This is a genomic window from Streptomyces yangpuensis (genome assembly GCF_024666385.1).
In the GTDB taxonomy this organism is placed as follows: Bacteria; Actinomycetota; Actinomycetes; order Streptomycetales; family Streptomycetaceae; genus Streptomyces; species Streptomyces yangpuensis.
On sequence record NZ_CP102514.1, the window covers coordinates 2,753,575 to 2,766,524 of the forward strand.

Here is a 12,950-nt window from a genome sequence, read left to right on the forward strand (position 1 = left end):
CGGTGGTCGTACTCCGTACGGGGCTGACGGCCGATCACCAGAGCGACTCCCCCGCCACCGGCTCCACCCCTCCGCTCCCGCGCCCCATTCTCCGTACAGGTGTTCCCACCCGTCGGGGCGCGCCCTTGCGGGGCATTGGACAATGGACGGTGGCCCGGAAGGATTTCGCACGCGCACCAGGAGGACAGGGATGGCAGAGCCCGAGCGGACGGAGCGGCGGCTGCGGCCGGCGCCTCTGCTCTTCGAGCCCTCGGAGGCCGTGGCGGATCCGGAGCACTTCTTCGACCTGGAATCGATCGAGGACCCGCGCGAGCTGCTGGCCCGCGCGACCGAGCTGACCCTCGCCTTCCGGGCGGCGCAGGAGCGGGCGGTGGAGTTCCAGGCCCTGGCGGCGGCGCAGCTGGCGGATCCGCGGCGCTTCGACCGGCTCACCGCCGCGGCCATCGCCGAACGGGCCGAGTGGACCGAGGACTACGCCCGCAAGATGATCGAATTCGGCGAGACCCTCCAGCACGGCCGCGCCGACCTGGCGTGATCGCCGCGCGGAGCGGCAGCCCGGCATATGCGGGGGCAATGTACTCCAGACCTACTCACCCTGTCCCGACTTTCGGTAACTCCGAGGGTTCGGATCGCTACGGCGGGTAGACCTTGGCATATGACGACGCTGACGACGGCCCACGGACGCACCGCCCTCCACGCGCGCGGCGAGCACACGCGCACCGCGCCCGCCACGCACGTCACCCCGCAGGGAGCCGCCTGGCTGACCTCGGCCTCCGCGCACCCCCGGCGCACGCTCGCGCTGTGGGAGGCCCGGTCCGGCCTCTCGGCCACGCTGCCCTGCGGGGAGGTGTTCGACGTCGTCAACGTCCCGCTGGTCCTCGGGCGGCGCGTCCTGGACCTGCTCTGGGCCGAGGGTCCCGGCTCCGGCCCGGTGGCCGTGCACCGCGGCCGGATGCTGCTCTTCGCCGCCCCCGGCACCGCGCACCGGCTGCCCGCCCTGCTGGCGTGGGAGGAGTGGGGGGCCTCGCGCACCGCCCCGGCGCCCCTGTGCCACGGCCGGGGCGACGCCGTCACCGTGCCGCCGCTCGCCGCCGGCCCCGGCCCGTCGCGGTGGGTCGTGGCCCCCGACGCCCGGGAGCCCTGGCTTCCCGGGCCGGAGGCGCTGCTCTGGGCCTTCGTACGGGCGGCCCGTACCGCCGCACCGACGGGACCTGGGGATATCGATTTTTCGTTCCGCCGATCCTCCTGCTAGTGTCTTCCTCGTCAGCAAGCGCCGCTAGCTCAGTTGGTTAGAGCAGCTGACTCTTAATCAGCGGGTCCGGGGTTCGAGTCCCTGGCGGCGCACAGACGGGAGAAGGCCCCCCACGCGAGTGGGGGGCCTTCTTCGTGTGCCGTCACACCGTCACGTCGTGATCTTCACCGTGTACGCACCGGACCGGGTGCGGTCGGCCACCTCGATGGTGATCCGCTCCCCCGGCACCGTGTACGTCTCACCCACCTCCAGCGGTGCGTCCGCCAGCGGCGGGTACACCGAGCGGTCCCAGCACGCCTCCGTTTCCGGGTGGGCGTCGAGCACCTCGATGGGGCCGCCGCCCGAGGCCGCCTCGTTGCGCACCCGGTAGACGAGTACGCCTTCGGTGCAGGTGTCGCCGTCGTTGCCGGACGAGCCCCGCGCCTCGACGGCGATCGCGCTGCCGGGGCCCGTACGGACGACCGCGAGCCGGGTGCCGCCCGTGCCGCCGCTCGGCGGGGCCTGTCCCAGCGGCTGCAGGGTGTGCAGCGACGAGCCCGACTGCACGCAGTCCACCTGGGAGGCGTCCAGCCAGCCCAGCTTCCACTTGTGCCAGGCGAAGAGGTCCGGGGACATCCCGAACTGGCTGCCCATGACGTCCCAGTCCCCGACGTAGGTGTCCCAGTCGCCCTTGCCGTCCGTGGGCCGGTGGTAGAGGTCGGGCAGGTCGAAGACGTGCCCGGTTTCGTGGGCCAGCACGTTGCGGTCCGGCGGGTGGCGCTCGAAGACGGTGACGATCCGCCGCAGTTCCGCGCCGTCGGCGATGATCGGGCGGTCGAAGTTCACGACCTTCGTGGCGTCGGAGTCGACCCCGGGCGCGTCCGGGTCGGCGACGAAGTAGACGACGTCGTACTTGCCGAAGTCCACCCGGGCGTCGGCCGCGGCGACCGCGTCCCGCAGGTAGGCGGCCCGGTCGCCGGGGGCCCAGTCGCGCTTTATCCCGTACGCGGTGGACGGCTTGGGCATCCGGATCCACTGCTTCTGCGGGTGCGGGACCAGGCGGAACCGCCCGTAGGAGGCCTGCTCGAAGAAGTCGCTGGTGGCGGGGAAGTAGTCGCGGGTGAGGAGTTCGGGGGTCAGGGTGCCGGTGTGGTCGGGGAAGGAGAGGAAGACCATGACCGCGTCGAGTGTGCGCTCCGGCTTGGGGTAGGCGCCGTTCCAGGTGTCCAGCCCGAGCGAGTGGTGCGCCGCCGTACGGGTCAGGGCGCAGGGCCCGGCGCCGGAGTCGGCCACCGCGGGACCCGCGACGAGCGACATGGCGGCGAGCGCCGTCAGGGAGGTGAGTGCCGCGGCGGTACTTCGGACGCGAGAGCGGTCCACTCCCCCGGGTGTCTGCTGTCGCGTCACATCGACCTCCGGTGGTGGATTCGTTCCTGTTTAGCCACCTTGAGGCGATTGTCTTACTAACGCCCTGTTCCGCTGCCCCACACGAGTGAGGGGTGCGGCAAGCCGGTGACCCCCGAGGTTCACGCGGTTGCCTACAGAACGTCACGACCGATCACCCGGGATCAGCGGGGGCCGCGTCCCGTTCAGAGCCGCGCAGAAACGATCACGCGATCTTGGTCCGACGATCCGTCATCACGCCGAACCTCCGCGTCTCAACCGGTGACGCCGCTGGATAGGGCCTCCCGACAGCCTCTATGATCGGCACACTTTCCTGCACGGACACTCACGAACACTGCGGGGCCAACGGTGAGCGGAACCTCAGAAGGAACCGGTTCGGCGGCCGACAGCATCCGATCGGCCATTACGGAGCGTCACCGGACAGTGCCGTCGGTGCCGTCGGTGCCGCCGGTGTCCCATCGCGCCGAGTCCGAGCTGCGCGACTACCGGGCCGCCTTCAACGCGGCACACCTCGCCATGGCGGTCGTGGACCGCGAAGGCTACGTCGTCACGGCCAATCAGGCATTCGCCGGCCTGCTGGGCAGCGAACCGCACGCCCTCGTCCACCGCTGCGCCGCCGACCTGGTGGACCTGGCGGCGGAGGCCCGCACCTGGGCCGCGTACCAGGAGGTCCTGCGCGGACGGCAGGCCCGGCTGCGTTGCACCCGCCGCCTCAAGCACCCCGACGGGCACTCGCTGTGGACCGAGGTCACCCTGGGGCCGGTGCCGGGCACCGGGAACGTCCTGCTGTCCGTCTCCGACATCAGCGACCGGCGCGACCTCCAGGCCCGGCTGCGGCACCTCCAGATGCACGACCCGGTCACGCGGCTGCCCAACCGGGCGCTGTTCTTCGAGCGGCTCTCCGCCGCCCTGGAGGCGTCCTCGTACGACCACGGCGGCGGCACCGGCCGGATCGGCCTGTGCTACCTGGACCTCGACGGCTTCAAGGCCGTCAACGACACCCTCGGACACCGCGTCGGCGACCGGCTGCTGACGGCCGTCGCCTCCCGGCTGACGCAGTGCGCCGACCAGTCCGGGTACGGGCGCCGGGGTGGGCACCTGGTCGCACGGCTCGGCGGCGACGAGTTCGCCCTGCTCGTGGAGGACTCCACCGGTACCGAACAGCTCGCGGACCTGGCCCGCAGCGTCCTGGCCGCCGTGCAGGAGCCGTTCGACCTGGCCGGGCAGCGGCTGTCGGTCTCCGCGTCCATCGGCGTGGTGGAGCGGGCCACGGACGGGACCTCGGCGACCGGGCTGATGCAGGCCGCCGACACCACCCTGTACTGGGCCAAGGCGGACGGCAAGGCCCGCTGGACCCTCTTCGACCCGGAACGCAACGCGCACCGCATGACCCGGCAGGCGCTGTCCTCGACGCTGCGGCCGGCCGTGGAGCGGGGCGAGTTCGCGCTGGAGTACCAGCCACTGGTGGACCTGGAGAGCGGCGCGCTGCGCGGGGTCGAGGCGCTGGTGCGCTGGAACCACCCGCAGTTCGGCACGCTCACGCCGAATCGGTTCATCGGCATCGCCGAGGAGGACGGCTCCATCGTCCAGCTGGGGCAGTGGGTGCTGCGGACGGCGTGCCGGCAGGCGCGGCGCTGGCAGATCGAACAGCCCAGCGACACCCCGGTCTTCGTGTCCGTCAACGTCGCCGTCCGGCAGGTGTGGGACTCCGACCTGGTGGGCGATGTCGCGGAGATCCTCGCCGAGACGGGCCTGGCGCCGCAGCTGCTGCAGCTGGAGCTGACCGAGTCGGCGGTGATGGGCTCGGCCGGCAGACCGCTGCAGGCTCTGCAGGCGCTGAGCGACATGGGCGTCCGGATCGCCATCGACGACTTCGGCACCGGCTATTCGAACCTGGCCTACCTCAGCCGGCTGCCGGTCTCGGTGCTGAAGCTGGACGGCTCGTTCGTCCGGGGCTTCCGCTACGACGAGGGCGCGCACCCGAACCCGGCCGACGAGACCATCGTGGAGGCCCTGGTGCAGCTCGCACACCGGCTCGGCCTCACCGTGACCGCGGAATGCGTGGAGACGGCCGGGCAGGCGGCCCGGCTGCGGCGCGTCGGCTGCGACACGGGCCAGGGCTGGCTGTACTCCCGCGCCGTGGGCCCGGACGTGATCGCCCGCATGATCGGGCGCCGCGTGGAGCCGGCGGCCGCCCCTCTACCCGACGAACCGGCCCAGCACCCGCTGGTCTGACCGAGTGTGAGATTGGCCCGGGGGTGGAACCGAACGGCCTGTCCCCGTGGGCAGTTGCCCCACCCTCGACCCTCTTGTGAAGATCGCCTGGCTGTCGGGAAACGGACAGCTTTTCGACCGAGGGGGAACCATGAAGACGAACCGAGCCGCGCTCGCCCTGACCGCCGTCGCGCTCGCGCCGGCCCTGCTGCTCGCCACCCCGTCCCTCGCCTCCGCCGCGCCGGTCACGGCGCCGACGGCGGCGAGCACGGTGGACTCCGACACGGACAACGCTTTCGCCATCGCCAGGATCCTCGCCGACCCGGCCAGCGGCAAGGCCGTGATCCGCGAGGCCAACAAGGCCCTCGACGGGACCCCGGAGGACCGCGTCGCGTTCCTGGCCACCGGCTACGCCACGGCCCAGGACGAGGACAACACCTTCGCGATCGCCAGGCTTCTGGCCGACCCGGCCAGCGGTCGCGCCGTGATCCGCGAGGCCAACAAGGCCCTGAGCGGCACCGCCGCCGACCGGGCCGCGTTCCTGAAGACCGGCCTGCGTCTGGCCCGGGCCGAGGACGACCGCGTCACCGTCGCCCGGATCCTGGCCCGCCCCGGCATCAGCGACGCGCTGCGGGCGGCGGCCGAGAAGGCGATCGACGGCACCCCGGAGGAGCTGCGGTACTTCGTCACGGTCGGCCAGTACCAGGTCTGACCGGCCCCGACCGCGCCGGAAGGCCGGACCGTCCCAGGGACGGTCCGGCCTTCCGACATGCGGGTCAGCCGTTGACGGTCTTGTCGTAGCGCAGGGCGACGTAGCCGGAGGCGGCGTGGCCGGCGATGCGTCCGTCGCTGCCGCCGTTCAGGTAGTCCTGGCCGCGCATCATGTCGTCGTTCGGGTTGGACTCGTGGATGTACGAGAACTTCCCCGCGCCCTTGTCGATCCACTTCTCGAAGAGCACCACGTGCCCGTCCGAGGTGTTCAGCGCGTCACCGGGCTGCAGGTCGGACTTGGAGATGGTGGTGCTGACGCTCGGCAGGCTGGCGGTGGTGTAGCTGGTGGAGGCGTGCCACGCCATGGAGACGAAGCCCGAGCAGTCGGTGCGGTAGGTGTGGTCGCCGTCCGGGTCGGAGGCGTACGCGCTCTGGCTGTAGGGGATGTCGCGGTTCAGCCAGTTCACGGCGCGGCTCATGATCTCGCTGCGCGCGATCTGGCCGCCCTTGGTGGAGGGGGTGGGGGTGGGCGGGGCCGGCGGCTGGTAGGTGCAGTCGCTCGCGAAGGCGGAGAGCAGGCTCTGGGTCCAGCCGCTCGCGTCGACCGGGTCACCGGGGTGGTAGGCGATGTCGTCGCCCTTGCCGTCGGTGGGGTCGGCGTCGTGGTACCAGTACATACCGCCGTTCGTCCGGCCGTAGTAGAGGCCGCCGCCGGGCGAGACCAGGCTGTCGACCGCAGACCAGCCGCTGCCCTTGAGCTGGGAGCTCTCCCAGTCCCCGACGCCGTTGATCTGGTAGGAGAGCAGCCTGCCGTCGGCCGTGCTGGCGACGAGGACGTCGTCGCCCGCCGCGGCGAGGGTCTTCAGGACGAAACCCTCGTCGATCACGACGTGCTTGGCGATGTGGGCGGGCCCGCTGGGCTTGGCCTGGGAGACGTTGTACCGGTGCAGCTGGCCGGCGACGGTGCCGTAGAGGTGCCCGGCGCCGTCGTAGGTCATCTTGTCGAAGGTCCAGCCGCCGTCCCAGATCTTCGTGACGCCGGCCAGGACCAGGGCGTTGTCGTTGGTCTGGATGTCGACGCGGTACAGCTCACCGGCCGTGGACGTCACGAGGACGGTGTTGAAGTTGAGGGTGGCCATCGCCTTGGGCGTGAAGCCGAGGTTCGCGCCGATCAGCGTCTTGACGCGGTCTCCGGTGTTGGGGGCTATCGCCGTGTAGGTGAGGCGGCCGTCGGGGAGCGTGCCGTAGACGGATACGTTGCCGCCGCAGATGGCGGCGGCCTGGGCGGGTGCCGAGGTGACGGTGACCAGGCCGAGGGTCGTGGCGCCGACGGCGAGGGTGGCGGCGAGGCGGCGCTTGAGGGACGACGAGAGCATGGGTGTCTCCGGTTTCGGGCAGCCCGGACGTACGCGCGTCGGGCCGGGTGAGGGGGGAGGCGGAGCGGCGGGCGAGAGGCTGCGGCTCAGTACCAGTTGTTGTTCAGGAAGTGGTTCCAGGCCGCGCAGGGCGTGCCGTACCGGCCGTCGATGTAGGACAGGCCCCACTTGATCTGCGTGACGGGGTTGGTGCGCCAGTCGTCGCCGAAGGCGTCCATCTTGGAGCCGGGCAGGGCCTGGGGGATGCCGTAGGCCGTGGAGCCGGGGTTGTCGGCCCAGTAGCGCCAGCCGCTCTCCCTGTCCCACAGCTGTTCCAGGCAGTTCCACTGGGTGGAGTTGTTCCAGACGCCGCCGTCGTGCTGATTCATCAGGTCGCGCCCGGCCGCCTTCACCGCGGGGATGTCCCGGCCGTCGAGCGGATCCGTGGTGGTGGTGCAGCTGAAGGTGGCCGGCTGCGCGGAGAGCAACTGCTGCGTCCAGCCGCCGGTGTTGACGGGATCGTCGTTGTGGTAGGCGATGTCGGCGCCGGAGCCGTCGGCCGGGTCGGCGTCCTTGTACCAGTACATGGCGCCGGTGGTGGCGATCCGGCCGTAGTAGAGGCCGCCGCCGGGCGAGACGACCTGGTCGAAGGCCGACCAGCCCGAGGTCTTGAGGTCGTCGCGGTCCCAGCTGCCGTCACTGCCGATCGTGTACGAGTAGAGGGCGCCGGCCGCGGTGGTGGCGAGCAGCCGGTCGTCCCCGGCGGCGGTGAGGGTCTTCAGGACGAAGCCGCTGCCGATCTCCCTGCGCTGGCCGATGTGGGCCGAGCCGGTCGGCTTGGGCTGCGAGACCAGGTACTGGATCAGCAGTCCCCCGGCCGTCCCGTAGAGGTGGCCGTGCCCGTCGTAGGTGAGCTTGTCGTGGGTCCAGCCGCTGTCGAAGAGCTTGACGGGCGGGCGTTCCAGGACGAGGGAGGTGTTGTTGGTGAGCACGTCGAGGCGGTAGAGGGCACCGGTCGTCGACGTGACGAGGATCGTGTTGAAGTTCAGGGTGGCCATCGCCCTGGGCTCGAAGCCCAGGTCGGCCCCGACCAGCACCTTCTTCAGCTCACCGGTGGCCGGTGAGATGGTGCTGAAGGTGAGGCGGCCGTCGGGGAGGACGCCGTAGAGGGAGGCGGTCCCGCTGCAGGTGGTCGCGGCGGTTGCCGCCGGTGCGGCGGCGACGGCAGCGGCGGTGAGCAGGCCGGCTCCGAGGGCGCCGGACAGGGCGGCGACCGCGGTCGTGCGGGCGGCCCGGCGGAGGGTGGTGGTCACGGGTGTTCCTTCGTGAGGGCGTCAGCGGCGTGGTTCGGCGGTGCGGTAGCCGTGGGCGCGCAAGGGGGCGCGGGCTCCGTCGAGGAGCGCGCGGGCCTGGTCGACGGCGGCGGCCTCGGAGACGGCACGCAGGAAGAGGTAGAGGTCGACGCCTTGGCCAGCGGGCCTGGCCCGTACGTGTTCGAGGCCGTGCGCGGCCTGGGCGTGGGCCCAGATCAGGTCGGAGAGGAGCGCGAGCCCGCCGGGGCGGTCGGGGTCCTGGCGCGGGCCGGAGAGAGCGGCCCGGACGATGCGCACGCCGCCGGCTAGTCCCAGTTGATGCTGCCGTCGGCGTCCACCGGGGGTGTGTCCCAGTTGATGCTGGCGGCGGTCGCGGCGCTGATGTGGTGGCCTTCGGGACCAGGCGTGACGGTCATGGCCGCGGCGCAGAGGGCGGCGAAGGCGGCGGCGACAGCGGCGAGGCGGGCGGTGCGGGACATGGCTTTCCCCCGAGGTCGAGTGCTGGGTGGCGGTCCGTACGGTGCGGTGTGCGGTGTGCTGCTGCGCGCTGTCCCGGATCGTCCTTGAGGCTCTGGCCCGAGCCGGGGACTGTCGTCCCCGCCGTTCCGGTGATCACCATGTTGCTGTCCCGGCGAGCGGCGCAGAAGGGTTTCCGCCTGGCACCAAAAGGCCTGGCACTTTGGTGCCAGACTTCGCCTACGATCGCGGAGGCGGCGGCCCGGCGGGGCGGCCGAAGTTGCGCTGGGGGGCGGGGACTTGCTGCAGGCACTGGGGCTCGGGGCCGATGTGGAAGCCGTGTACCGGGGGATGCTGGCCGACCCGTCCGGAGGGGTCGCCGAGCTGACCGCCCGCCTCGGTCTCACCGAGGTACAGGTCCGCGAGGGCCTGGACCGGCTGGTCGATCTGGACCTGCTCAGACCGTCCCGGGACTGCCCGGGCGCCCTGCGGGCGGTCCGCCCGGAGCTGGGCCTGGAGCTGTTGCTGCGCCGCCAGGAGGAGGAACTGGCCCGGCAGCAGGAGGAACTGGCCCGCAGCAAGGCCGCGGCCGCGCAGGTCGTCTCCGAGTTCGCCGAGCTGCGCCCGAACACCGAGGTCGACGGCGCGGAACGGCTCGTCGGGATGGACGCCATCCAGAGCCGCCTCGAACAGCTCGCCCACGGGCTGGAGCGCGAGTGCCTGGCGATCCTGCCGGGCGGCGCCCTGTCCGAGGCCAGTCTGGAGTCCTCCCGGCCGCTCGACGAGCGGGCGCTGGCCCGCGGCATCGAGATGCGCTCGGTCTACCAGGACAGCGCCCGCAACGACCCGGCGACCCTGGCCTATGCGCGCTGGCTCACGGAGCAGGGCGGCCAGGTCCGGACGAGCCCGCTGCTCCCGCCGCGCCTGCTGGTCTTCGACCGCACGGTGGCGGTCGTCCCCATCGACCCGGCCCATTCCCGTCTGGGTGCGCTGTGCACGAGCGCGCCGGGGATCGTGGCATCCCTGGTGACCCTGTTCGAGCAGACCTGGCAGGCGGCCGTGCCGCTGGGCGCGGACCGCTGCCGTACGGACGACTCCCGGCCCAGCGCGGCCGAACTGGAACTGCTGAAACTGCTCGCCTCCGGCATGACCGACGAGGCCGCCGGCAAGCGGCTCGGGGTGTCGCTGCGTACCGTCAGGCGGCAGATGTCCGCGCTGATGGAACGCCTCCACGCCACGAGCCGCTTCGAGGCGGGCCTCAAGGCGGCCCAGCAGGGCTGGCTCTAGGTCACAGGCTGCGGACGAAGGCGGCGAAGGCCGCCGCCCCGACGGTGAAGGTGGGCCCGCCGGGCTTCTTGGAGTCCCGGACGGCGACCCGGCAGGGCTGCGCGGCCACCTCGACGCACTCGCCGCCGTTGGTGCTGCTGTACGAAGCCTTGCGCCAGGCGGCTCCGTCGAGGGGTGCGCACTCGACGCAGTCGCCGCCGTTGGTGCTGCTGTAGGACGACTTACGCCACTGCACGCTTAGCGCGTTCACACTTGTCCCCATAGCGTTCCTCCATTACGCGTGCGATCAGAAGGGCCGACTCCTCACGTGAGAGAGCTGCGGCTTGCAATCGAGCGTATCCGAAGGAACGTTCCCTGATCACTTGCGGATTGGCCGTCATCCGACCCGAGTCGTAGCTCTCCGTGTAGAAGAGGTCGGGGTCGCCGTCGAAACGCAGCAGGTTGAACGAACCGGTCATGGCGGCGTGTTCACCGGCCGTGAAGGGCAGCACCTGCAGCTGGATCCAGGACCGGTCGGTGAACGTCAGCAGGTGCGCCAGTTGCTCCCGCATCACCTCGCGACCACCGACATTGCGGTGCAGCAGCGCCTCGTCCAGGACCACCAGCAGAACAGGTGGCACTTCGCGCGCCAGAATGCGCTGCCGATCGATGCGTGCCGCCACGACCTCGTCGACCCGCCCCGTGTACTCCACGCTCAGCAGGGCCTTCGCGTAGGCCTCCGTCTGGAGCAGTCCGTAGACCACCTGTGCCTGGAACGTGGAGATGAACGTGGCCCGCGCCTCCATCTCGGCGTACGCCTGGAACCACGTCGGCAGCACGCTGCGCAGGACCAGGCCCACCAGGCGGGAGAAGTGGCCACCCGTACCCAGGGCCGCGTCCACCCGTTCCGAGAAATCCCTCGTCGGGACACGACGCCCGTTCTCGATCATGCCGATCAGGGAGCCCGTGCAGAAGATGATCGCGCCGAGCTGCGACTGCTTCAGGCCCGCTTCCTCTCTCAGCCGGCGCAGCTCGTAGCTGTAGTAGTCCAGCGGCGAGGCGCTGGGATCGATGTCGCGGGCCAGGACCATGAGACGGCACCCCCAAGCGGGAAACGGGCTTGTGGCCGAGCGTAGCGATCCCGCTACGGGCCGGTGTCCGGAATCCGGCAACCATGTGACACACCTCCGCCCCACCCCGGGAGAGGGGGCGGGGCGGGGGCGTCGCTCGGCGCGGGGTGGGGGGCGATCAGCAGGCGCCGAGGTCCTTCCAGACACCCCATTCACCGGTGGTGCCCGGCGTCTCGTTCTGCGTCCACCACTGGGCCTTGTACTTGCGGCCGTTGTGGGAGACCTCGTTGCCGGCGGTGTAGATGGTGCCCGCGACGTAGGCCGGGGTCGAGCCGCAGCCCGTGGTCGGCGGGGTCGTCGTCGGCGGCGTGGTGGGCGGGGTGGTGGTCGGCGGCGTCGTGGGAGGCGTGGTCGGCGGGACCGTGGTGCCGCCCAGGGCGTCGGAGATCTGGCCCAGCAGGGTGGCGTTGTTGTCCAGGCCGAGCAGGGAGTACATCATCGCGCCCGCCAGGCCGCGCTGCTTGCCGTAGTCGACCCGGGCCTGGATGGACTTCTGGTTCAGGCCGGTGAAGAACTCGCCGTCCTTGTAGAAGTACGAGGACTTCGACTGGTCGTCCCAGAAGGTGGTCGCCGCGTTGTCGACGATGCCGCCGAGCTCCTTGTAGTGCGCGATGCCCGCCTGCTGGCTGAGCGGACGCGCGGCGGAGCCGCCGGTCGCGGTCTGGGCGAGGCCGTTGGTGGTGCCGGCCGGGACGCCCTTCCAGCCGCGGTAGTAGAACTCGTAGCCCAGGGTCAGCTTGTTGGCGGGGAAGCCGCCGGCGATGCCGTAGGCCGGGTTGCCGTCGATCCAGGAGTCGATGGCGTTGTCGATGCTGTACTTCTCGGTGCCCGGCGCGATCGGGTCGGTCGGGTCGGCCGCGGACGGGTACAGCGGGGACTGGTGGTACGTCGGCCCGTCGCCGTCCCAGGCGCCGTGCATGTCGTACGTCATGATGTTGGCGTAGTCCAAGTACTGGCCGATCTTGTCGGTCTCGATGTACTTGATCTTGTCCTGGCCGGCCGGGAGGGCCGCGGTCAGCAGGTACTTCTTGCCGCCGTTGGCCGCGCCCTCGGCGTCGAGCTGCTTACGGAACTCCTGGAGCAGCAGCGTGAAGTTCTGCTTGTCCTCGGGGCCGTAGTGGTTGCCCAGGTGGCCGCCGGAGGAGCCCGGGTACTCCCAGTCGATGTCGATGCCGTCGAAGATGCCGGCCGCGGTGCCGGCGCCGCCGAAGCCGCCCTCCACCGGGAGGTCGCCCTTGATGTACTGCTTGATGCAGGAGGCGACGAACTTCTTGCGGGAGGCGTCGGTCTTGGCCGCGTCGTGGAAGTACTTGGAGTACGTCCAGCCGCCCAGCGAGATGTTGATCTTCAGGTGGGGGTACTTGGCCTTCAGTTCCTTGAACTGGTTGAAGACGCCCACGATCGGCTGGTTCCAGGTGTCTGCGACGCCGTCCACGCTGTCGGCCGCGCTGAAGGACTTCTGATAGTCGGCGTAGCTGTCGCCCGCGCCGTCACCGGCGTTGGGGTTGTTGTCGTCGCCCGCCGCCTTGTTGGCCTCGAAACAGGTGAGCTCGGTGGGGTGGATGTTGCCGAACGAGTAGTTCAGCACGTCGAGCTTGCCCGCTATGCCCCGCGTGTCGAGGTGCTTGGGGTAGAAGGCGTTCCCGTACACGCTCCACTGGTCGTAGTAGGCGATACGGACGCCGCCCGCCGCCGCTCCGGTCGCGGCGTCGGCGGCCTGGGCCGTGCCGAGGCCTGCGAAGGAGGCAAGCGCTCCGGCTGCCAGCGCGGCCGTGGCGGCGGCCGCGACGAGGGGTTTACGGATGTGCATGAACTGCCTCCGGGGGGCTGGGAGGAGAGAGCGGGAGGTTCGGGTGAGAGAAGTGATAGC

The 12,950-nt window shown here is 71.1% G+C and carries 12 protein-coding genes, 1 tRNA gene and 1 pseudogene; 6 read left to right on the forward strand and 8 right to left on the reverse strand.

Annotated elements, in window-relative coordinates; translation table 11 throughout:
* Positions 1 to 190 precede the first annotated feature (190 nt).
* The 3 genes and pseudogenes from NRK68_RS12535 to NRK68_RS12545 all read left to right on the forward strand — a co-directional run bounded on the left by NRK68_RS12535 (position 191) and on the right by NRK68_RS12545 (position 1,344).
* Complete coding sequence (locus NRK68_RS12535) at positions 191 to 535, forward strand: DUF8844 domain-containing protein (RefSeq protein WP_030964132.1); 345 nt, start codon at positions 191 to 193, stop codon at positions 533 to 535.
* A 120-nt stretch (positions 536 to 655) separates the two neighbouring features.
* Positions 656 to 1,280, forward strand: a pseudogene (locus NRK68_RS12540) (bifunctional DNA primase/polymerase).
* Positions 1,271 to 1,344, forward strand: a tRNA-Lys gene (locus tag NRK68_RS12545). The pseudogene NRK68_RS12540 and the gene NRK68_RS12545 overlap by 10 nt, the downstream one beginning before the upstream one ends.
* Before the next feature lie 58 nt (positions 1,345 to 1,402).
* Here NRK68_RS12545 and NRK68_RS12550 read toward each other — a convergent pair.
* Positions 1,403 to 2,638 (reverse strand): M6 family metalloprotease domain-containing protein, encoded by a 1,236-nt coding sequence (locus tag NRK68_RS12550; protein WP_183065513.1) that lies wholly within the window; start codon positions 2,636 to 2,638, stop codon positions 1,403 to 1,405.
* Positions 2,639 to 2,983: 345 nt separating this feature from the next.
* Between NRK68_RS12550 and NRK68_RS12555 the strand changes: the two genes are divergently transcribed.
* Together NRK68_RS12555 and NRK68_RS12560 are read left to right on the forward strand one after the other, a co-directional pair.
* Positions 2,984 to 4,870 (forward strand): putative bifunctional diguanylate cyclase/phosphodiesterase, encoded by a 1,887-nt coding sequence (locus NRK68_RS12555; protein ID WP_373023518.1) that lies wholly within the window; start codon positions 2,984 to 2,986, stop codon positions 4,868 to 4,870.
* Between the two features lie 130 nt (positions 4,871 to 5,000).
* Positions 5,001 to 5,561 carry an ALF repeat-containing protein gene (locus NRK68_RS12560; protein WP_257855796.1) on the forward strand — a complete coding sequence of 187 codons (561 nt, stop codon included), beginning with the start codon at positions 5,001 to 5,003 and terminating at the stop codon, positions 5,559 to 5,561.
* Between the two features lie 64 nt (positions 5,562 to 5,625).
* On the opposite strand, the gene NRK68_RS12565 is transcribed toward NRK68_RS12560, so the two are convergent.
* From NRK68_RS12565 to NRK68_RS12580, 4 genes are all read right to left on the reverse strand, one after another.
* Complete coding sequence (locus NRK68_RS12565) at positions 5,626 to 6,936, reverse strand: NlpC/P60 family protein (protein ID WP_183065516.1); 1,311 nt, start codon at positions 6,934 to 6,936, stop codon at positions 5,626 to 5,628.
* An 86-nt stretch (positions 6,937 to 7,022) separates the two neighbouring features.
* Positions 7,023 to 8,228, reverse strand: a complete 1,206-nt coding sequence (locus NRK68_RS12570; RefSeq protein WP_257855797.1) for an aggregation-promoting factor C-terminal-like domain-containing protein — start codon at positions 8,226 to 8,228, stop codon at positions 7,023 to 7,025.
* A 21-nt stretch (positions 8,229 to 8,249) separates the two neighbouring features.
* Positions 8,250 to 8,525, reverse strand: coding sequence for a hypothetical protein (locus tag NRK68_RS12575; protein WP_257855798.1), 276 nt, complete (start codon positions 8,523 to 8,525; stop codon positions 8,250 to 8,252).
* A gap of 8 nt (positions 8,526 to 8,533) precedes the next feature.
* Positions 8,534 to 8,707 (reverse strand): hypothetical protein, encoded by a 174-nt coding sequence (locus NRK68_RS12580; protein WP_183065518.1) that lies wholly within the window; start codon positions 8,705 to 8,707, stop codon positions 8,534 to 8,536.
* A 277-nt stretch (positions 8,708 to 8,984) separates the two neighbouring features.
* Between NRK68_RS12580 and NRK68_RS12585 the strand changes: the two genes are divergently transcribed.
* Positions 8,985 to 9,971, forward strand: coding sequence for a LuxR C-terminal-related transcriptional regulator (locus NRK68_RS12585; protein ID WP_257855799.1), 987 nt, complete (start codon positions 8,985 to 8,987; stop codon positions 9,969 to 9,971).
* A gap of 1 nt (position 9,972) precedes the next feature.
* Here the strand turns inward: NRK68_RS12585 and NRK68_RS12590 are convergent, their stop codons facing one another.
* The 3 genes from NRK68_RS12590 to NRK68_RS12600 form a co-directional block, all read right to left on the reverse strand.
* Entirely contained in the window at positions 9,973 to 10,206 is a 234-nt protein-coding gene (locus NRK68_RS12590) for a DUF397 domain-containing protein (RefSeq protein ID WP_310941861.1), read from the reverse strand.
* Positions 10,193 to 11,041 carry a helix-turn-helix domain-containing protein gene (locus tag NRK68_RS12595; protein WP_257855801.1) on the reverse strand — a complete coding sequence of 283 codons (849 nt, stop codon included), beginning with the start codon at positions 11,039 to 11,041 and terminating at the stop codon, positions 10,193 to 10,195. The genes NRK68_RS12590 and NRK68_RS12595 overlap by 14 nt, the downstream gene beginning before the upstream one ends.
* 157 nt (positions 11,042 to 11,198) lie before the next feature.
* On the reverse strand, positions 11,199 to 12,890 hold the full coding sequence (locus tag NRK68_RS12600; RefSeq protein ID WP_183065522.1) for a glycosyl hydrolase family 18 protein: 1,692 nt from the start codon (positions 12,888 to 12,890) through the stop codon (positions 11,199 to 11,201).
* Positions 12,891 to 12,950 lie beyond the last annotated feature (60 nt).